Annotated in this window: 15 protein-coding genes; 14 read left to right on the forward strand and 1 reads right to left on the reverse strand. The window is 31.3% G+C overall.

Features of this window, described 5'->3' with window-relative positions:
* Positions 1 to 44: 44 nt before the first annotated feature.
* The 5 genes from KQI38_RS02290 to groL all read left to right on the forward strand — a co-directional run bounded on the left by KQI38_RS02290 (position 45) and on the right by groL (position 5,995).
* Positions 45 to 812: an ABC transporter ATP-binding protein gene (locus KQI38_RS02290; RefSeq protein WP_094904168.1), complete on the forward strand. Its 768-nt coding sequence runs from the start codon at positions 45 to 47 to the stop codon at positions 810 to 812.
* Entirely contained in the window at positions 799 to 2,754 is a 1,956-nt protein-coding gene (locus KQI38_RS02295) for an ABC transporter permease (RefSeq protein ID WP_216555068.1), read from the forward strand. Before KQI38_RS02290 ends, KQI38_RS02295 begins: the two co-directional genes overlap by 14 nt.
* A gap of 296 nt (positions 2,755 to 3,050) precedes the next feature.
* Positions 3,051 to 3,746 (forward strand): DUF554 domain-containing protein, encoded by a 696-nt coding sequence (locus tag KQI38_RS02300; protein ID WP_216555070.1) that lies wholly within the window; start codon positions 3,051 to 3,053, stop codon positions 3,744 to 3,746.
* 203 nt (positions 3,747 to 3,949) lie between these two features.
* On the forward strand, positions 3,950 to 4,231 hold the full coding sequence (locus tag KQI38_RS02305) for a co-chaperone GroES (protein ID WP_094904171.1): 282 nt from the start codon (positions 3,950 to 3,952) through the stop codon (positions 4,229 to 4,231).
* A 126-nt stretch (positions 4,232 to 4,357) separates the two neighbouring features.
* Entirely contained in the window at positions 4,358 to 5,995 is a 1,638-nt protein-coding gene (gene groL, locus KQI38_RS02310) for a chaperonin GroEL (protein ID WP_216555072.1), read from the forward strand.
* A gap of 102 nt (positions 5,996 to 6,097) precedes the next feature.
* Here the strand turns inward: groL and KQI38_RS02315 are convergent, their stop codons facing one another.
* Positions 6,098 to 7,729, reverse strand: a complete 1,632-nt coding sequence (locus tag KQI38_RS02315) for a helix-turn-helix domain-containing protein (RefSeq protein ID WP_216555074.1) — start codon at positions 7,727 to 7,729, stop codon at positions 6,098 to 6,100.
* A gap of 242 nt (positions 7,730 to 7,971) precedes the next feature.
* On the opposite strand from KQI38_RS02315, the gene KQI38_RS02320 reads away from it, so the two are divergent.
* The 9 genes from KQI38_RS02320 (at position 7,972) to KQI38_RS02360 (ending at position 21,682) form a co-directional block, all read left to right on the forward strand.
* The gene (locus KQI38_RS02320) at positions 7,972 to 9,975 is read left to right on the forward strand and encodes a methyl-accepting chemotaxis protein (RefSeq protein ID WP_216555076.1); all 2,004 of its coding nucleotides are present in this window, start codon (positions 7,972 to 7,974) and stop codon (positions 9,973 to 9,975) included.
* Between the two features lie 420 nt (positions 9,976 to 10,395).
* Positions 10,396 to 11,094: a DUF5058 family protein gene (locus KQI38_RS02325; RefSeq protein WP_216555078.1), complete on the forward strand. Its 699-nt coding sequence runs from the start codon at positions 10,396 to 10,398 to the stop codon at positions 11,092 to 11,094.
* 14 nt (positions 11,095 to 11,108) lie between these two features.
* Positions 11,109 to 11,780, forward strand: coding sequence for a hypothetical protein (locus tag KQI38_RS02330; RefSeq protein ID WP_216555080.1), 672 nt, complete (start codon positions 11,109 to 11,111; stop codon positions 11,778 to 11,780).
* Positions 11,781 to 11,814: 34 nt separating this feature from the next.
* Positions 11,815 to 12,990 (forward strand): M20 family metallopeptidase, encoded by a 1,176-nt coding sequence (locus KQI38_RS02335; RefSeq protein WP_216555088.1) that lies wholly within the window; start codon positions 11,815 to 11,817, stop codon positions 12,988 to 12,990.
* Between the two features lie 31 nt (positions 12,991 to 13,021).
* Entirely contained in the window at positions 13,022 to 14,206 is a 1,185-nt protein-coding gene (locus KQI38_RS02340) for a M20 metallopeptidase family protein (protein ID WP_216555097.1), read from the forward strand.
* A 142-nt stretch (positions 14,207 to 14,348) separates the two neighbouring features.
* Entirely contained in the window at positions 14,349 to 15,986 is a 1,638-nt protein-coding gene (locus KQI38_RS02345; RefSeq protein ID WP_216555099.1) for a PucR family transcriptional regulator, read from the forward strand.
* A 265-nt stretch (positions 15,987 to 16,251) separates the two neighbouring features.
* Positions 16,252 to 17,697 (forward strand): flotillin family protein, encoded by a 1,446-nt coding sequence (locus tag KQI38_RS02350; RefSeq protein WP_216555107.1) that lies wholly within the window; start codon positions 16,252 to 16,254, stop codon positions 17,695 to 17,697.
* 200 nt (positions 17,698 to 17,897) lie between these two features.
* Positions 17,898 to 19,448, forward strand: coding sequence for an AbgT family transporter (locus KQI38_RS02355; RefSeq protein ID WP_216555109.1), 1,551 nt, complete (start codon positions 17,898 to 17,900; stop codon positions 19,446 to 19,448).
* Positions 19,449 to 19,642: 194 nt separating this feature from the next.
* Entirely contained in the window at positions 19,643 to 21,682 is a 2,040-nt protein-coding gene (locus tag KQI38_RS02360) for a methyl-accepting chemotaxis protein (RefSeq protein WP_216555111.1), read from the forward strand.
* The last annotated feature ends 206 nt before the right edge of the window (positions 21,683 to 21,888 follow it).

Below are 21,888 nucleotides of genomic sequence, written 5' to 3' on the forward strand. Positions count from 1 at the left end.
AATTATTATGATATATATAGAAATACAAATCAGGAGGTAATAGAATGTCAGTATTGCAAACTAAAGATCTATCTAAAATATATGGTAGCAAGGGCAAAGGAGTATCGGTGAAAGCCTTAGATAATTTTAATATGAATATAAAAGAAGGAGAATTTGTAGGAATAATGGGTCCTTCAGGCAGTGGAAAGACTACCCTATTGAATATTCTTGCTACAATAGATTCTCCATCTTCTGGAGAAATTTTAATAAATGGAGAAAATCCCTATAGATTAAAGGAAGATAAGTTAGCTATATTCAGAAGAAAGAATTTAGGGTTTATATTTCAAGATTTTAATTTATTAGATACATTATCTGTAAAGGAAAATATAATACTTCCTTTAGTATTAGAAGGTTTCCTAAAAAGAGAAATAGAAAAAAAACTAGATGAAATAACATCCATATTAAATATCAAGGATATCCTAGATAAAAGAACCTATGAAGTATCAGGGGGACAGCAACAAAGGACTGCTTGTGCAAGGGCATTAATAAATAACCCTGCTATTATTTTAGCAGATGAACCTACTGGAAACTTAGACTCTAAGGCATCCTTTGATTTAATGAGCTCTTTAGAAAATATAAATGAAAAAAGAAAAGCTACTATAGTTATGGTAACTCATGATGCTTTTGCAGCTAGTTTTTGTAAAAGAATAATAATGATAAAAGATGGGAAGTTCTTCACTGAAATAGTTAAGGATTCTAATAGACAGGTATTTTTTAAAGAAATTTTAGATGCCTTATCCCTTCTTGGAGGTGGGTATAATGAAAATATCTAATATGGCTCTTAGCAATGTTAAGGGAAATCTATATAGATATGTAATGTATTATTTGAGTAATGCATTTGCTGTTACAGCATTCTTTATATTTTCCAATTTTGTATTCCATCCTTCTTTAAATTTTAAAAATATAGGCGGACATCCAGTGGCACAAATGGGGGTAATTAATAGTATGGTAGCCTGTCAAGTTATCATAGTAATGTTTTCAGTACTGTTTGTAGGGTATTCTACTTCCATATTTTTAAAATCTCGAGGAAGAGAGTTTGGATTACTATCTCTATATGGAATGACTACAAATCAAATAAGGAAATATGTTCTTATAGAAAATACTATAATATCTATTTTATCCATAGGAACTGGTATATTGTCAGGAGTTGCCTTTTCAAAATTATTTCTTATGGCGATGGAAGCATTTATGGATATTAACTTGCCATTTAATATTTCTCTTAAAGCTTTAGGTATTACTGCTTTGATTTTTTTTACCTTATTTGAAATAGTAAGCACTTTAATGCTTTTTAAAATAAAGAATAAGGAAATAATACAACAAATTAAAAGCAGTAAGATGCCTAAGGAAATGCCAAAGTTTTCAAAGAAGAAATCAATTCTTGGAGTTAGTTTATTAATATTGGGTTATGGTATAGCTTGGTTTGTAGAAGGAGTACTTGTGCCTTTGGCTATGATACCAGTTATATTTATAGTTGTAACTGGTAGTTATTTTATCTTTACTCAATTTAGTATAGCTGTAGCTAATAAAGTTTTAAAAAATGAAAATATAATTTATAAAAAAACTAATATAATATCTTATTCTCAAATGATATTTAAACTACAAGATACAGCTAAGGTATTGTTTTTAGCAGCTACTTTAGGTGCAATTACCTTTACTGCTACAGAAACCATATATTCATTTTTTACAGAGATATCAAGTATATCAGGAATTGATACGCCAGAAGATATTGCAATAATCCAAAAAGGGGAAACACTGAAGGATAATCAGAGTATAGAGAGAGTAAAAGAAATCCTAAAAAAATATGATTTAAAAACAAATGAGTTTCATACAGTTAAAAATATAAAGGTTAAAAATGAGTCTAAAAAAGCTAATGATAGTATCAGAGAAGAAATCTTACTCATATCAAATACTGATTATAATAAATTAGCTGTTTTCCAAGGTAAGGATAAAATTGAAGTGAAAGAAAATGAGGTAGTCTATAATTTTCCTTATGAGGTGTTTAGCTATAATGGTAAACCAGAGAAAATTAAAAGATATCCCCTTGAAACAGCAATATTAAGTTTAAATGAGGAAGTAAATGAATATAGGGTAAGCGAGGAGATACATGGTGGTGTTATGTCTCTTAATAAACTAGGATATTTTGATGCATTTATATTAAACGACAAAGACTATAACCATATATTAGAAATGACTAAAGAGGATGATATAGTTATATATAATGGAATAAAATTAGAAAAATGGAAGAGTTCCTTCGATGCTTCAGTTGAGATACAAGAGATGTTGGGTAGTAAATATCAAGGTAATTATTATTCTAAGTCAATTCCTTATAAAGACATCAGAAAAAGCTTTGGACTTACATTATTCATAGGATTTTTTATAGCCTTTTTATTCTTTATAGCTTCAGGCAGTATAATATATTTCAAATTATTCAACGAAGTAAAACAAGATAAAGTAGAATACGATATACTTAGAAAAATTGGAACTACAGAAAAAGAAATAAGTAAAGTAATAACAAAACAAATAGGGATTATATTCTTTTTACCTTTTGTAGTTAGTACTACACATTCTTTATTTGCATTGAAATCTCTTTCTAATTTACTTCAAAGAAATCTTTTTGCAAATGGTCTTGTAGTTGCATTAGGATATCTAGTATTTCAGGTGATTTATTTTATCATAATAAGAACAATGTATATAAGGAAAGTGAAATATAATTAAAAAATAAGATGAAAATGGAATTCTTTAAAAGGATTCCATTTTTTTATAGAAATTATCCTTAAAATGGTGTATCCTATTAAAATATAGTGAAAAGTGAATGGTGAATAGTTCTGAGCGAAAATTTTGGTTTTTTTAACTATTCACTAGGTAAACAAACCCTAAAGGGCTACCAAATTATACCCTGCGAGGCAAGTATAAGTAGCTAAGCAATGTACACAAAATAGAAAATCACAATTTTGGTATCCTGCTTATATTAGTTATTCATTATTCACTGAACTAATGGGGGTAGATTAACTATGCTAGGAACAATAGTAAATGCTTTAGCAATTATATTAGGTTCATTATTAGGTATAGGAGTAAAAAAAGGAATTAAAGATGATTATAAGAATACCATAATGGATGGTATAGGTCTTGCTGTAATTATCATCGGTATTATGGGGGGGATTAAGTCTGAAAATATTATCCTAGTTATAGGAAGTATTGTAGTAGGAAGTGTAATAGGTGAGGTAATTGGAATAGAAAATAAGCTTGATAATTTAGGGGATTTTCTACAAGATAAATTTGGAGGAAAAGATAGTAACTTCTCTAAGGGCTTTGTAACAGCTTCTTTAGTATATTGTGTTGGAGCTATGGCAATAGTTGGTTCTCTTGAGTCTGGAATACAAGGTAATCACCAAACTTTATTTGCAAAATCAATTCTTGATGGTATATCGGCTATAATATTTGCTTCAACTTTAGGCATCGGAGTTGCATTTTCAAGTATCCCAGTATTTATCTATCAAGGCAGCATTACTTTATTGGCTAATTTTATAAAAGATTTACTTACTGTACAAGTAGTAAATGAAATGTCAGCAGTAGGTGGCTTGCTTATTATGGCAATAGGAATAAATATATTAGGAATCAAGAAAATAAAGGTAGGAAATATGCTTCCAGCAGTTTTTATTCCTATTATTTACTATATATTAGTAAATTTAGTTAATTTAATAAGATAAGAATAGTAAATTAGAGAAAAAATAAGATTAATGGTTTAAAAGCCATATTTTAGCAAATAATACCTTAATATAGTCAAATTTCAGACTTGATTACATGATTTCATTTAAGTAACATATATATTGTACATATTAGCACTCAACGACAATGAGTGCTAATAAAATGAAGGATAAAACTAATATTAACATAAGGAGGTAGTATAACTATGAATCTAAGACCATTAGGTGATAGGATTGTAATTAAAAAAGTTGAGGTTGAAGAGAAAACAAAAAGTGGTATAGTTCTACCAAGTACTGCTAAGGAGCAACCACAAATGGCAGAGGTAGTTGCTATTGGTGCTGATATTACAAATGATGAAAAGAAAAAAGATCAAATTAAAGCTGGAGACAAAGTAATATTCTCAAAATATGCTGGAACAGAAATCAAAGTAGATGGTGAAGAATTAACAATCCTAAAATTATCTGATATTTTAGCAATAGTGGAATAATGACAATTCACATTTCACAATTCACAATTGAAAACCAAAACCTATATTATTTTAATCTTTTAATTGTGCATCGTGCATTGTGCATTGTAAATTTACGAAGTAAATTCAAAAGGAGTGTGGATATAAATGGCTAAAGAAATTATGTTTGGAGAAGACGCACGTCGTGCTATGGAAAGAGGTATAAATCAATTAGCTGATACTGTAAAGGTTACATTAGGACCAAAGGGAAGAAATGTTGTATTAGATAAGAAGTTTGGTGCACCACTTATTACAAATGACGGAGTAACTATAGCTCGTGAAATAGAATTAGAAGATAAATATGAAAATATGGGTGCTCAACTTGTTAAAGAAGTAGCTACAAAGACTAATGATGTAGCTGGAGATGGAACTACAACAGCTACTTTACTTGCTCAAGCAATTATTAGAGAAGGACTAAAGAATGTGGCAGCAGGTGCAAATCCAATGATCCTTCAAAAGGGAATTAAATCAGCTGTAAATGCCACAGTAGAAGAAATTAAGAGATTTTCTAAGGAAGTAGAATCAAAAGAATCTATAGCTCAACTTGCATCTATTTCTGCAGGAGATGAAGAAATAGGAAAATTAATAGCTGATGCTATGGAAAAAGTAGGAAACGATGGGGTTATCACTGTAGAAGAATCAAGATCTATGGGAACAACTCTAGATGTAGTAGAGGGTATGCAATTTGACAGAGGATATGTATCAGCTTACATGGTTACAGATACTGAAAAAATGATAGCAGAATATGATAATCCATATATTTTAATTACAGATAAGAAGATTAGTAATATCCAAGAAATCCTTCCAATTCTTGAGCAAATAGTACAAATGAGTAAACCTCTTGTAATTATTGCTGAAGATATTGAAGGAGAAGCAATGGCTACATTAGTAGTTAACAAATTAAGAGGAACATTTAACTGCGTTGCTGTTAAGGCACCTGGCTTTGGAGATAGAAGAAAAGAAATGCTACAAGATATAGCTATTTTAACAGGTGGTGAAGTAATATCAGAAGAATTAGGATATGACTTAAAAGAAACTACTATTGAAATGTTAGGTAGAGCAGCTAAGGTTAAAGTTGATAAGGAAACAACTGTAATAGTTAACGGAGAAGGAAATCAAGAGGAAATTCAAAATAGAGTTAAACAAATCAAAGCTCAACTTGAAGAAACAGAATCAGAATTTGATGCTGAAAAGCTTCAAGAAAGACTTGCTAAATTATCAGGCGGAGTAGCAGTAATTCAAGTAGGTGCTGCAACTGAAACAGAACTTAAGGAAAGAAAACTTAGAATAGAAGATGCTTTAGCTGCAACTCGTGCAGGAGTTGAAGAAGGTATGGTTCCTGGTGGTGGAACAGTATTGATAGATGCAATACCAGCCGTAGCTAAATTGCTTGAAGCAACTCATGGTGATGAAAAAACAGGAGTTAGTATAATAGTGAGGGCGTTAGAAGAGCCAGTTAGACAAATTGCGGCAAATGCAGGACTTGAGGGTTCTGTTATCGTTGAAAAAGTTAAAGAAGAAGCGCCAGGTACTGGATTTGATGCTTTAAATGAAAGATATGTAGATATGATTCAAGCAGGTATAGCAGACCCAACTAAGGTGACTAGATCAGCATTACAAAATGCAGCATCTGTAGCAGCTATGGTACTTACTACAGAAGGTGCAGTAGTAGATATAGAAAAAGAAGACCCAATGGCAGCTATGGGTGGAATGGGCGGTATGGGTGGAATGGGCGGCATGATGTAATTCCATCATAAATAATAGTACAAATTTTTAAATTATCAATCACTTATATCCTAGAGGTTTTTCATAAGTATATTAAACTTATGATAGACCTCTTTTTTCTTATTAGAATTTTGAAATGCTTAAATAGGTCTTTTTAAGTATATCTATCTGATCCTGTAACATTATAATAATCTCATTTTTGTCTTTATTAACAGGAGCAATCTGTTCCCAAGTTTGTTTGAAATATTCTTCAAAGGCTTTAATTAAAGTGTTTTCTTCTATTGATAGTTGTACTTTTTTAAGGTCTTTTACAGCATTAAAAGTCTCGAATAATACAGCTTGTCTTTCTTTAATGGCACAATATGAATTAACACTTTTTAAAAAATTATCAGTACTTTTAGGCATAAAAGCAATATTATAATTGTCATAGGTTTTGAGAAGATAGATTATGTTTTGTAGAAGTTCGATGATATCTTCAACATCCATATTTATTATCTCCGTTTCTTCATAATAGTCAAAATAAAATCGTTTATGCATAACTAGATCTTCAATAGAATTTGCTAAAAATATATCTTTATATTGATAGTATTTTATACCTGATAAGAATGCATTAAATTGTCTTTTATGAAAGTCTAAAAGCAGAAGTATTTCATCATTTGGAAGATTTTTTTTTCTTAAGACTTTTTCAAGCAAGTTTTCAGTTAGTGTAAACGTGGTAAAACAGTATTTATATTGAAATCGATTACCTATACTTTCTTCCAATTCAGTTAACTTATGATGATATTCAATATTTTTTGTATGATATTTAATTAAAGGTTTAGCATCATTTGTAATGACTGCATTAAAATAATTTTTCAAGATACTTACACCAGCTTTATTTTTTAAATAAAAGCTACAGGTAATTTCTGAATATGGCTCCGTTGGGAAGCAAGATAATGCACCAATATCTGAAACAATATAAGTTTCTTTACTAGCAATACAAGTACCATATTTATCTAAATAATATAAACTAATTCTTCCAGTTATCATAATTGGATGTATAAAGTTGATAAATCTTATTATTCTATTAATATTATTATCCAGTCTCAATAAGAAAAGAACTTCCCATCCATTATTTATAGCATTTAGTAAAGCATTTCTCAAAAGTATTAATTTATAATAGCTCTTGGTTGTATTAACATTATTGTAAGTTATATAAATTATCTTGTTTTTTTTATATTTCTGATTAATTGCATATTCAAGTAGAGAAATACCTTCAGAGATAATATTTTCAATTCCAAAAATTATTTTATCCTCATTGGATAAATCAATAATTTGATTAGAATTATTAATGCTATTCTGTTTCTCAGGATAAATTTGGTCCATACTTACAAAATTAAAAACTTGATCTTTGCTGGCTAACTGATTTTTCTTCTTTAGATATTCTTTTTTTTTGCATTCCATAGAATATCCTTGGGACTCCAATAATACTTTTTTCATTTTTTCTTTGATATTACCATCTAATTCTTCATTTTTATCTAGACTTAACAAAACTTTATTTAGATTTTGTTCTTGAAATGAATTTTTAATATTTCTTGAAAAGTATTCAGTAATACTATCAATATATATAGTATTATATGCAGGAATTCTTTTCCCGCTGACCCAACGGCTAACAAGTGAACTATCTACATTTATAGCTTTTGATAGTTGATTCATACTTATATCTAAAGCAGAAAGTAAAAGAGATAGACATTCACCAAACTTCATATTAGTCATCAAAGAGTTCTCCCCCTTTATATAATTGTAAATAATATATAGACTTACAATAACTCTATATAATCAGATAGGCTATAGACAAACATAGAATTGTCATTGCCATGGCAATGACAAGGAGTGAAATACAGTGTAACCTACAGAACTATTAATATATAATAATACAATAATCTACAATAAACTACATTAGTCTACACTAAATATATTATATTAAATAGTTAATATTTAATTAAGGAGGGTATATTTTGAAGCTTAAAAGTATTAAGACAAAACTATCTTTATTTTATGGAGTACTGCTTCTTGTTATCTGTATGGGGTTTGGAGTGGTGTCTTACATAGCATCATCAAAGGCTTTATCGACAAGTATTGATGAATCATTATCTCAATTAGCAATACAAAATGCTGAAATAGTTGATAAAGGAATGGAAGTTCAATTTAATGCTTTAGAGGCATTAGCTGAGAGTGATTGGTTGAAAGGTACTAGTTTGACTTTAGATGAAAAGCTAAAATTACTTAATAATGAAGTGAAAAGAAGTAATCATATAGATATGTTTATTGCGGACATAGATGGTAATATGGAAGATACTGCTGGAGGGAGAGCAAACGTTTCGGACAGAGAATATTTTATAAAGGCATTATCAGGTGAAAAAGAAGTTTCAGACCCTATTATAGATAGGACCAATGGTAATTTGATATTGTGCTATGCAGTTCCCATAAAGGATGGTGGCAGAGTCAAAGGAGTACTAGCTGCTACTCGTGATGGAAATGTACTGAGTGATTTTATAAGTGATATGCGTTTTGGAGAAAATAGTGAGGCTTTTATGATTAACAAACAAGGAACGACGGTAGCTAGTAAGGATAGGGAACTTGTTATGAATATGTATAATATTTTAGAGGAAGCTAAAGCAGATTCCGGGCTAAAATCATTAGCCCAACTACAACAGAAAATGACTCAGGGAGAAAGAGGTGTAGGAGAATATAGTTATAAAGGAATAACTAAATATATGGGATTTGCTCCAGTAGAAGGAACAAATTGGTCATTAGCCATAACGGCTCCAAAGTCGGAAGTTATGTCACAAGTAAATAGTCTTACAATGACAATGATAATAATATCAATTATTTTTCTTGCAATTAGTATAGCTATTACTTTATTTATAGCAGGAGGCATTTCAAGACCTATAAAGGAGGCGTCAGATTATTTAAACATAGTAGCTACTGGGGATTTTACAGGTATGATACCTATGCAATTACTTGAAATGAATGATGAAACGGGTACTTTAGCAAAGGCAATTGATACTATGCAGGAATCAGTAAAAAATATTATAAGAGAAGTTGTTAATGAGTCATCTAATGTAAGTCAGATGCTAGTTGATATTAACTCAGATATGAGGAAGCTCAATAGAAGTATAGAAGAAATTTCTGCTACTACAGAAGAATTGTCTGCGACAACTGAGGAAAATGCTGCATCAACTGAAGAAATGAGTGCGACTTCAACTGAGATTGAAAAAGCTATAGAATCTACTGCATATAAGGCCCAAGAAGGCGCAGTTACAGTAAGTGATATAAACAAAATGAGTGAAAATATGAAGCAGAGAGCAATATCTTCAAGAGAAGATACAATAGAAATATATAGAAAGACAAAGGATGATTTGCAAAATGCAATTGAACAATCGAAAGAAGTAGATAAAATCAATGAATTGTCAGAGGCAATTTTGGCCATAACTTCACAGACTAATTTATTAGCATTAAATGCTGCTATTGAAGCAGCTAGAGCTGGTGAAGCAGGTAAAGGCTTTGCAGTTGTTGCAGATGAAATTAGAAAGCTGGCAGAAGGGTCAAAAAATACCGTTTCTAGGATACAGGAAGTAACTAAAATAATATTAGAAGGTGTAAATGATCTTTTATCTAGCTCAAGTGAGATTATGGAGTTTATAGATAAGAAGGTACTAGATGATTATGAGAGCCTTGTTAGTACTAGTGAGGAGTATAGTAAAAGCTCTTTTATAATAAATGATATGGTAAATGAATTTAGTTCTACATCCGAGGAACTTTTAGCTTCAATGCAAAACATGGTAAAAGCAATAGATGAGATAGCAATTGCAGCTAATGAAGAGGCAGAGGGTGCTACTAATATTGCACAGGAAGTATCGGCTATAACAGAAATGTCAGATCATGTTATCAAATTGGCAGATACAGCAAAAGAAAGATCAGAGTTATTATTAAAGGCTGTTTCAAAGTTTAACATTTAAAAGAGTTAAGATATATTCTCTTAATTTATATATATGGAAATATTAGTTTATTGTAGTAGATCAACCTCTAAAGTTTACTTTAGAGGTTTTTTTGTTTTTTTAAAATAAGGGATTCACTTAATAATATCAAAAATGAATTCATATATTTATCTCAGGCAAAAGATACTTATGGAGAACAGTCTAAATAACTAACAAAATTGGTACTAGTACCAATCTTGCTAGCTATTTTTTATATAATCATACAAAAAAATGATATCTTTTGTACAAAAATGCAAAACTACAAAATAACTTAGGATTTTATACAAAAGTGCAAAGCTACAAAAAGTATTGTTAATATTTTAATTACTCACAAATTCCATTGTCAGAAAATGTAGTAATATAAGATTACAAATAAAAATAAATATGTCAGGAGGTAGTAAAATGAAGGAATATTTAAAAATAGCCAATGATCCAATATTATGGTTAATGTGTTTACCAGTAGTATCATTAGTAGCAGTTCAAGCAATTATATTTTCTAAAAGAGCATTTGCATCCGCAAGTTCAGTAGAGCTTACAAAGCAAGAGGCTAAGGACGCATTTAGAATTGGAGCGATCTCAGCCATAGGACCAGCTGTAGCAGTATTTGTTGTAATGCTTGGTATGATGGCTGTTGTAGGAGGACCCATGACATGGTTGAGACTATCTATAATAGGAGCTGCACCTACAGAGCTAGCAGCATCCACCATGGGAGCTAAGGCTATGGGCGTTGAATTTGGTGGAGATGGTTATGGAGTGTTAGAATATGCTAACTCTGTTTGGGCAATGACATTAAATGGTATAGGATGGCTTTTATTTGTCGGATTATTTACTCATAAATTAGAAGGATTGAGAAATAAAATATCAAAAGGCGATACAAGACTTACAGGTGAAATAGGTGGAGCAGCTACATTAGGTGCTATGGCTTATTTGGTTGGAGGACATTTAATAGCAGGTAATGGAAGACTAGTAGCAGCATTAGCAGCAGGACTATCAATGATATTATTAGGAAAATTAGCAGAGAAATATCCAAAGCTTGGAGAATATAATCTAGGAATTGCAATGGTTATTGGAATGGTTGCTGCAGTCACTTATGTAGGATAATAGGAGGGAGATTAATGGAAAATAGCAAAGATCAAGCTTATTATGAAAATTTTACAAAGCCAATTATAAAAACGGGGAAATGGACCTTACTTCTTGCAGTTGCATTTTGTTTTCTACCAGCAATTTATTTATGGATTAGATATGGAGCATTACCACCAGTTAAGTCTATAATTACAGGTTGGTTTTTAATTGCATCAATTTATGGCTCTTATTATTTTATTGAGCCGATATCATTTTTTCCAGTATTGGGAATGGCAGGAACTTATATGTCATTTTTAGCAGGAAATATAGGTAATATGAGAGTGCCTTGTGCAGCTGTTGCTCAAGAGGCATTAAAGGTTGAGCCAGGTTCAAAGAAAGCAGAATTAGTAGCTACATTAGGAATTGCAGGCTCAATTATTACAAATATAGTAATTGTAACAATAGCAGCTATTGCTGGAAATGGACTTATGCAATTATTTCCGCCAGTAGTGGTTAAAGCATTTGAATTTGTGTTACCAGCAATATTTGGTTCAATGTTTGCAATGTTCGCAGTTAAATATCCAAAATATGGTGCATTTGCAATAGGATTAACATTATTCCTTTTAGGAGTTGTAAAGGTATTACCAGTATATGTTTTAATTCCTTTATGTGTATTCAGTACAATAATATTTGCAACTACTTCATATAAAAAGAAAACAAAATAGAAATAGGAACAATAATACATTGGAGGGGGACGTAATGAAAGATAATAATGTACTAGAATTTATTGACAAAGATGAAGCTATAGATTTGCTTCAACAAATGATAGGTTTTAAAACTGTGAATGGCCCAGGGGATGAGTTACCTCTAGCTGAATTCATAGGACAAAAGCTAGAAGAAATTGGAGTTGAAACAGTAATTGATGATTTAGGGAATGATAGGGGCAATGTAATAGGAAGAGTAAAAGGTAGAGGAGAAAGAGAAACACTATTATTTAATGGACATTTAGATACAGTACCTCCAGGAGATATTGAGTGGGAATATGGACCATATAGTGGTGCAATAGTAGATGGAAAGATATATGGTAGAGGGTCTGCTGATATGAAAGGTGGACTAGCAGCAATGCTTATAGCACTTAAGGCAGTGAAAAAAGCAGGATGGGAATTAAAAGGTGATTTTATTTACTCAGCTACTGCTGGAGAAGAAACAGATAGCATAGGGGCAATTAAGTTTGTAGAAGATGGTGGATTAGAGGGAGTTGGGGCTATTATAATTGGAGAGCCAAGCTCAAATGGAATAAATATAGCAGAAAAAGGTGCATTTTGGGTTGAAATAACTACCTATGGAAAGACAGCTCACGGAGCTTTTCCTCAAAATGGTACTAATGCTGTAGTTCATATGAATGCGTTATTGTCCGAACTCGTAAGCTATAGGTTCAAATATGAGGAAAATGAAATACTAGGTCATCCGACTATGAATATATCTACTGTAAATGGTGGAGTAAAGACAAATGTTGTGCCAGATAAATGTAGTATCACTATAGATATGAGAACTGTACCTGGTATGGACCATAAGGAAATAGTAAAAGATTTCGGAAGAATAATAGAAAAGCTATCTTCTCAAATAGAGGATTTTAAAGCAGATATAAAGATTTTAAATGATAGAGCAGCAGTCGAAACAAAAGGAGATAATCCGTTTGTAAAATTAGCTGAGGAAATTGTTAAAGAGGAATTTGATAAAGATATTAGGGCAAAGGGAGTAAACTTCTATACAGATGCGTCAATATTTTTACCAGCGAAACAAATACCTTGTATATTCTATGGCCCTGGAGATGCTAATATGGCTCATCAGCCAAATGAACATATAACAATAGATAGTCTAATGGAATCAGTACATTTCTATATAGCAATAATTGAAAAATATCTAGTACTATAAGAGGTAACTTATTAGTAAAGGGGGAACTAGTATGGATATAATAAGAAAGGTTCAAGAGGTAGAAAAAAATATTATAAATTGGAGAAGGGAATTACATCAAATACCAGAAGTAGGTTTAAATTTGCCGCAGACTTCACAATATATAGCTAAACAACTTAAAAATATGGGAATTGAATACAAAGAAAAAGTTGGTGTTTCAGGTATAGTAGGGCTTATTAAAGGAGGTCAGCCAGGAAAGACCATAGCATTAAGAGCAGATATGGATGCACTTCCTATTAGGGAAGAAACAGGACTATCCTTTGCATCACAAAATGGTAACATGCATGCTTGTGGGCATGATGCTCACGCTGCAATTCTTTTAGGAGTTGCAAAGGTATTAAGTGAAAATAAAAATAAATTAAAAGGCAACGTAAAGCTAATATTCCAGCCAGCAGAAGAAGGACCTGGTGGTGCTAAGCCAATGATAGAAGATGGAGCATTAGAAAATCCAAAGGTAGATGCAGTTATGGGACTTCATGTAGGATCATTAACAGATGCAAAAAAAGAAGGATTAGTAATGGTGTCTTATGATAGTATGATGGCATGTCTAGACAGATTTAAATTAAAATTAATAGGAAGTGGCTGTCACGGTGCTTATCCAGAAACTGGTATAGACCCAATTGCTATGGCAGGATATTTTTTATCCAATGTACAGGCTATAATTAGTAGAGAATTAAGTCCAACAGACCCAGCGGTTGTTACAGTTGGAAAGATTAATGGAGGCTTTGCATATAATATAATTCCTGATAGTGTGGAATTAGAAGGAACTGTAAGAGCGGTAGAGCAAAATGTAAGGGAAGATATAGCTAAAAGAATAGAAGAGATTGCAAAAGGAATTTCTAAAACAATGAGAGGGGCTTATGAGTTTGAGTATGTATTTGGATATCCTCCATTGGTAAATGACGAAGCATTTACTAAGGATTTCGTAGAATCTGCGAAGAAAATTATCCCAGAAGAAGATATAATGGTAATGAAGAAACCTGTAATGGGTGGAGAAGATATGGCATATTTTCTAAAAGCAGTTCCAGGAACATTTTTCTTTATGAATACACCTAAAGCAGTAGATGGAGTATTCTATCCACACCACAATTCCAAATTTGATATAAATGAAGATGTATTATGGAAAGGGGCAGCACTGCTTATCCAAGGAGCAATAGATTATTTAGAAAAAAATTAATTTGTAACAGTGTTAAATAACTTCCTAATTTTGATGAATTACCTAAAAGTTAGGAAGTTATTTATTATACTGGCAATGTCGAATATTGTCTAAGATATGATATAATAGAATTATGATATATTAAACAAGGGAGAAAGATAGTATGGGAGTTACGATAGGAGAAGCATTAAAAACAAAATTTTTTACAGGTTATCATTTAATTGCAGGAGAGAAAGGATTAGATAGGGAAATACAAGCTGTATCACTATTTGATGCTCCAGATGGATATAAATGGGTTAAAGGTAAAGAATTTATGCTTTCCTCTGGATATTTATTCAAAGATAATGTTGAGCTTTTTAGAGAAGCAATATTATTTTTATATAAACAAAACTCAACATGTATTGCAGTAAAGAAGGATAGATATTTAGGTGATGTTCCAAAAGAAATAATAGATTTATGTAACGAATTAGGATTTCCATTAATCAATGTTCCTAATAATGTAGCTTGGATAGATATAATAAATGCTGTAAATTCAATTGTTATGAATAGATATATAACCCATATTATTGATAGGAAAAATGCGGATAAGCTTGTACTAAGGAGCGATGATTTTCATAAGAAGATTGAAAAGACAATAATTTGTCTTTCAGAAGAGTTAAAATATCCTATATCTATAGTTGATATTCTAGAAAAAGAAGTTTTTACGTATCCTAAGGAGCAACCTTTTTTAAAGGATAATATTTCATTTAGTAAAGAAGATAATTTTTCTTTTAATTATCAGAAGGAAATATTATGTGATAAATTAAATATTTACAGAATTAAAAATATAGAGGATAGCAATAAATGTCCTTTCGTTATAATACCAATAGTAATAAAAGGTGTTACAGTATCAAAATTAATAGTATGGGAACACTCCGGCAAAATTGATTATTATGATTTATTCGTTCTGAGGCTTAGCTATACTTTACTTTTGGAAGTATATGAACAAATTTATCTTATGAACTCTTTTGAAAGACGTTTTTATGATGACCTTATCAGGGCTTTAATAAATGGGGAATTAGATTCAAAACAAAACTTAATAAAGGCAATAAGCAATATTCAAGACTTTAAGCTAAACATAGAAAATAACTTTATATGTGTATGTATAAAACAAGATGAAGGTAATCCATCATTTTATAATGATCGTGAGAAAATATCTACTACATTTTTGCTTAACATTCCAAAGGACAAGTCCATATTTGGTATATTAGATGACAACACAATCATACTTCTATACGATGTTAAGGGATATAACAAAGATGTAATTAAGAATGTGAAAAAGGATTTCGAAAGTATATTTAAAGAAATAAAAAACAATTTTCCAGATAGAGAAATAAAACTAGGTATAGGTGATATGGTAGAGGATATTTGTTCTATAAAGAAAAGTTATGTAGGATCTTTAAAAGCAGTAGATATTGGATCCTATATCTATACAGATGGAGAGATGATAACCTTTGAAGATCTAGGACCATTTGGATTACTACGTCTAGAAAGTATTCAAAGAAAGGATTTTGGCAATAATTTTAGTCATATATCCCCCTTACTAGAAGAACCTGATAGTGATGAGTTAATATCAACATTGAAGGTTTATCTAGAAAGTGAATCAAATTGTAATATAGCAGCGAAGAAATTATTTATTCATAGTAATACAGTAAGATATAGAATTGGAAAGATACAACAAATTTGTAATATTGACTTAGAAGACCCTATAGAAAGATTAAAAGTAGAAATTACATTGAAATTTATTAATAGTTTAAAATGAAGAAAAACTATGTGAGCATGCCTAAAGATGTTAAAGATAAAAATTAATATTTAAGGTGTGCTTTTTATTATAATCCATAGTAAAGTAAAATCCTATTTGATTTAGGATTGATCTAGAATCTCAAAAAAACTTCCTTAAATCCGTCATCTAACAAAAGTTTATTACAAAAACATTACAATTGTTAAAATATTGTTTAGTTTGAAGTCATACAGGTATATAATAGATATCAGTTTTATATATTTATTTTAATAAAGGGGGTTTTGCTATGGAGTACATATTCATTGCAGGAGGAATATTGGGGTTTTTAATAATCTTGTTACTCTTCTGGAGAAAAGTGCCAGCTGACAAGGCAATGGTAATCACAGGATTAAAGAAAAGAGTATTATCGGGTAAGGGTGGATTTATGGTTCCATTTCTAGAGACTTCTTGTACAATTTCTCTAGAAAATATTAGTATGACTACTGATGTAAATGAAGCACCTTCTAAACAAGGTATATTTGTAAACATTGTAGGTACAGCTATAGTAAAAGTTAACAATGAAACTAATAGCATACTTAAGGCTGTAGAACAATTCTGTAGTGGTGGAGCAAAAAATACAGTATCAGTTATCAGTAGTATGGTAGAACAAATTCTTGAAGGTAAACTAAGAGGAATAATATCAACTCTTACTGTAGAACAAATAAATGAAGATAGAGCTGCCTTTGAGCAGAGAATAGAAGATGACATTAGAGAAGAATTACATTCTATGGGGCTATTACTGATATCATACTCTATACTTAGGATATCAACTCAAGGAGGATATTTGGAGAATAGGGCTATACCTCAAATAGCATCAGCAAAGGCAGATGCAGATATTGCTACAGCTGAAAGAAAAAGAGATACAGAGATACGTACAGCAAATGCGGTAAGGGAAGGAGAGAAAGCTAAACTATTAGCTGAAACAGAAATAGCAGAAAGTCAGAGAGATAAATTAATTAAAGTTGAAAGCTATAGAGCAGAGCAAGATAAAGCTAAGGCAGATGCAGACGTAGCATATAAATTAAAAGAAATCGAAAATGAGTCCTTAGTAGCAGAACAACAGGCAGCATTGGCTAAAAAGAATGCCTTGGTAGTAGAGGAAAAGCTTGTAGCTGAAGTTAAAAAACCAGCAGATGCAAAGAAATATGAAACTGAAGTAAATGCTGATGCAGAAAAGATAAGATCCATAAAGCAGGCAGAAGCGCAAGCGGAAGCCATAAAGATTAAAGCTATAGCAGAAGCAGATGCTTTGAAGATTGCAGCAATAGCAGATGCAGAAGCAATCAAGGCAAGGGGGATGGCAGAAGCCGAGGCGATTAAAGCAAAAGGTATAGCAGAAGCTGAGTCTAAAGACAGATTAGCAGATGCAATGGCTAAGTATGGAGAGGCTGCTATAGTAGAGTTAGTAGTAGGCAGATTACCAGAAATAATGGCTGCAGTAGCTAAACCAATGGAACAAGTTGACAAGATAACTATAATTGACAATGGTGGTAGACAAGGTGCATCTAAACTTACAAAGTTGGTAGCCGATATAACAACAAATGGCTTTCAAACTGTAAAAGATTTAACAGGATTAGATTTAACAGATATCATAACCACATTCGTAAATAAAGAAAATAACGTTTTGCCAAAAGAAAACAAAAATGAAAATGAAGATTTAGATGATATGGAGGAAGCATTAGCAGATAACTAAATAAGATGTGTTAACTTAGAAAAAGAGCCATTATAGATGGTTCTTTTTTGATTATTTTTAAGATTTTACCATCATTAAAACCTATTGCAAGATTATGTAAACTAATGTATTATAAAAATACCATTACAAGTTTAGATTTATTAATTTTAGGGTAAGTACCTATTACTAAAATTAATATAAAAACAAAAAGGAGGTTTGTAATGAATAAAACTAATGTAAAATCTACAAAGAAAGGATTTTTTAACAAATTTCTTGACTTTGTAGAACGAGCGGGGAATAGGTTGCCCCACCCAGTTACATTATTTGTAATATTTAGTTTAATAGTTATAGTTATTTCGGCTATAGCTGAAAAGGTAGGATTATCAGTAACATTTGACAAGTTTGTAGATGGAGAAATGGTTCCAACCACAGTTACAGCAATTAGCTTATTAAATGCTGAAGGTATAAGAAAAATGTTTTCATTAGCAGTGACAAATTTTACATCTTTTGCGCCACTAGGAACAGTTCTGGTTGCAATGCTTGGCGTAGGGGTTGCTGAGGGAACAGGACTTATCCAAACAGGGCTTAGAAAATTGGTTTTATCCACACCTAAGAGATGGATAACTGCTGTAGTGGTTTTGGCAGGAGTAATGTCTAATATAGCTTCTGACGCAGGATATGTAGTTTTAGTTCCATTAGGAGCCTTAGTATTTTTAAGTTTTGGCCGCCATCCATTAGCAGGATTAGCTGCTGCCTTTGCAGGTGTATCTGGAGGATTTAGTGCCAACTTAATGGTAGGACCTACAGATGCGTTATTATCGGGTATAACTCAACCAGCAGCTCAAATGATTCAAGGGGACTATATAGTTCCAGCTACTGCTAACTTTTATTTCTTATTTGTATCCACAATATTAATTACCATTATAGGTACATTTGTTACTGAAAAAATTATCGAGCCAAGACTTGGGGAATATAAGGGAAAAGCCATAGCTTCTATGGATAAAGTTACAGAAGAAGAAAATAGAGGGCTAAAATGGGCAGGTATATCTGTACTAGCATTTGTTATAGTAATACTACTTTTAGTAGTGCCGCAAAGTGGTATTTTGAGAAATCCTGAAAATGGCTCAATCCTTGACAACTCTCCATTTATTGGAGGTATAGTTCCTATAATTGCATTATTATTCTTAATACCAGGTATAGCTTATGGAATAGCTTCTGGAACAGTTAAGAGTGATAAGGATGTTGTAGATGCTATGGGTAAAGCTATGGCTTCAATGGGTGGATATTTAGTGTTAGCCTTTGTGGCAGCTCAATTTGTAAACTATTTTACTTGGACAAACTTAGGTACAATATTAGCAGTAAAGGGAGCAGATTTCCTATCTTCAACAGGAATGACAGGAATTACTATGATTATTGGTTTTATTCTAGTAACAGCTTTTATAAACTTATTTATAGGATCAGCTTCAGCTAAGTGGGCTATTATGGCACCGATATTTGTTCCAATGTTAATGAAAATAGGATATTCTCCAGAATTTACTCAAGTTGCATATAGAATAGGCGATTCAACAACAAATATAATCTCGCCGCTAATGTCTTATTTTGCAGTAATTATAGCTTTTGCTAAGAAATATGATGAGGATATGGGAATTGGTACTTTGGTTTCTACTATGTTGCCTTATTCCTTGTTTTTCTTAATATCTTGGTCTATTTTATTAATACTATGGTTTGTAATAGGACTTCCTATCGGACCAGGATCATTTATTAGAATGTAATAAGTTAAGTTAATCTCTTTTCTTCAAATTTTGGAGGAAAGAGATTTTTCTTTGCAACCAATGGAAAAATTTGGTATAATCATGATTAATTATTATTCATGGTTAGAATTATCACAATAGGCATGTATATTGTGATAATTCAATTATTGTAATATATAAGAAGAATTTGAGATATTAAAAGTGGGGGGAAAGCTGTGGATAAAGCTAATAAACTGGTTAAAAGAGGGACAATTAAGGTAAAGTTAATAATTATACCTTTAATGGTAGTGCTAACTGTCCTCATAGGTATTGGTGTTATTTCATCATATTTTATGAAAGAAAGTTTACTTAATGAAATGAGGAGAAATGGATTTTTTTTATCAGAAAGAATTATAGGAAATTTGCAAGATAACTCTAGGTCATTGGAAACTATCGATAGTATGCTAGAAGATAAAATTAAAGTAGTAGGAAAAATGGTTATTGGAAATGAAACCAGCTTAGATAATGAATACCTAAAAAAATTAGCAAGAGAGTCTGATGTAGAACAGATAAGTTGGTATAATTCAGCTGGTGAAATTATATATTCTAATATTGATGATTATATAGGATGGACTGCAACTACAGGACATGCTGTACATAACTTTATGATAAGTAAAGATATGGAGCTATTTGAAGACCTTAGGCAAGATACAGAATCAAAAAATTATTTAAAGTATGGATATCTAAAAGGCATAGATGGGACATTTGTACAGGTAGGTATTATAGCTAATAGAGTACAAGAGTTAACACAATCTTTTAGTTATCAGAAACTTTTACAGGATATAGCTTTAGAGGAAGAGATAGCCTATGCTTTACTTATGAATAAAGATTTGGAAACTATTGCACATAGTGATGAAGAGGAAATAGGTAAAGTATTTGATGATGAAGGGAGCAAGTCAGCGGCAATTACTGGAGTTCCTTACTCACAAGAGTGGCATTATGAGAAAGAAGATATAACAGTTTTAGATGTTTTATATCCTGTTATAATAAATGAGGAACATATTGGTGCTGTTTCTATAGGGTATTCCATGGAAAATGTGAATTCAGCTATAAATAAGAATATCACAATAGTTTCTATTTCAGTTATTTCTGCTATTATACTCTTATGGATTATTTTATTTACTACATCTAACTATGCTGTAAAGATAATAAATAAGCTGAAAGAGCACATGAGATTTATGGCATTGGGGGATTTTTCCAATACTATACCAGAAGATTTAGTTAGTAAGAATGATGAATTGGGAGAGATATCTCAAGCAGTGGAGAGTATGCAAAGTTCTATAACAAATATTATTAAAAATGTATTAGATACATCTCAGCAGTTAGCTGCCTCCTCAGAAGAACTCACAGCTATTAGTCATCAATCGGCTATAGCTGCTGATGAAGTTGCCAGAACTATTGAAGAAATAGCAACAGGAGCATCTGACCAAGCAAAAGATACAGAACAAGGGGTGTCATCTATATTAGAGCTTGGAGATAGAGTAGTAGAAAACGAATGTTATATTGAGAATTTAAATACTTCAGCTGAAAAAGTAAACAACTTAAGAAATGAAGGATTACAGATATTAAAAGATCTTGTAGAAAAAACCAATACGAATAGAGAATCATCAAAGGAAGTCCAAAATGTTATTATTGCTACTAACAGGAGTGCAGAAAAAATTGTTAATGCCAGTGAAATGATAAGAAGTATTGCAGATCAAACAAATTTGCTAGCCTTAAATGCCGCCATTGAGGCAGCAAGAGCTGGTGATTCTGGTAGGGGATTTGCAGTAGTAGCTGATGAGATTAGAAAATTAGCAGAACAGTCGAGTAATTTCACAGAGGAAATAGGTAATATTGTAAATGAGTTGACAGATAAGACTTCTAGTGCTGTAAAAACTATGGAGGAATTAGAAGAGATAGTTTCTTCTCAGAATGAAAGTGTGAATCTAACAAATGACAAGTTTGTTGGAATAGCAGAAGCAATAGAAGAGATGAAAGAATCTATTGAAAAGGTTAATCATTCCAGCTATGAAATAGCTAATAGGAAGGAAGATATTATTAAAATAATGGAAAATTTATCTGCTATATCAGAAGAAAATGCAGCAGGAACTCAAAGGGCTTCAGCATCTGTAGAAGAACAAACTGCTGCTATGGAAGAAATAGCTAACTCAAGTGAACAACTTGCCAAAATTGCAGAAGAGTTGAATAAACAGGTAGAACAATTCAAGATATAGATATTTAAATTTGTATAAGGAAAATATATTAATAAAAGACAGCATGATTATTAATTAATCAGTTGTCTTTTTTCTTTGCAGTAATTATTTTTTTTATTGCGTTATATTAATTAAATGAAGAATATATTCCTATTGATATAATTGCAAAAACGATGTAATATGAATAGAAGAATATATTAAGATGTACTAGAACAGGAGGTGCATTA

The organism is Tissierella carlieri, from assembly GCF_018917285.1.
GTDB classification, from domain to species: Bacteria; Bacillota; Clostridia; order Tissierellales; family Tissierellaceae; genus Tissierella; species Tissierella carlieri.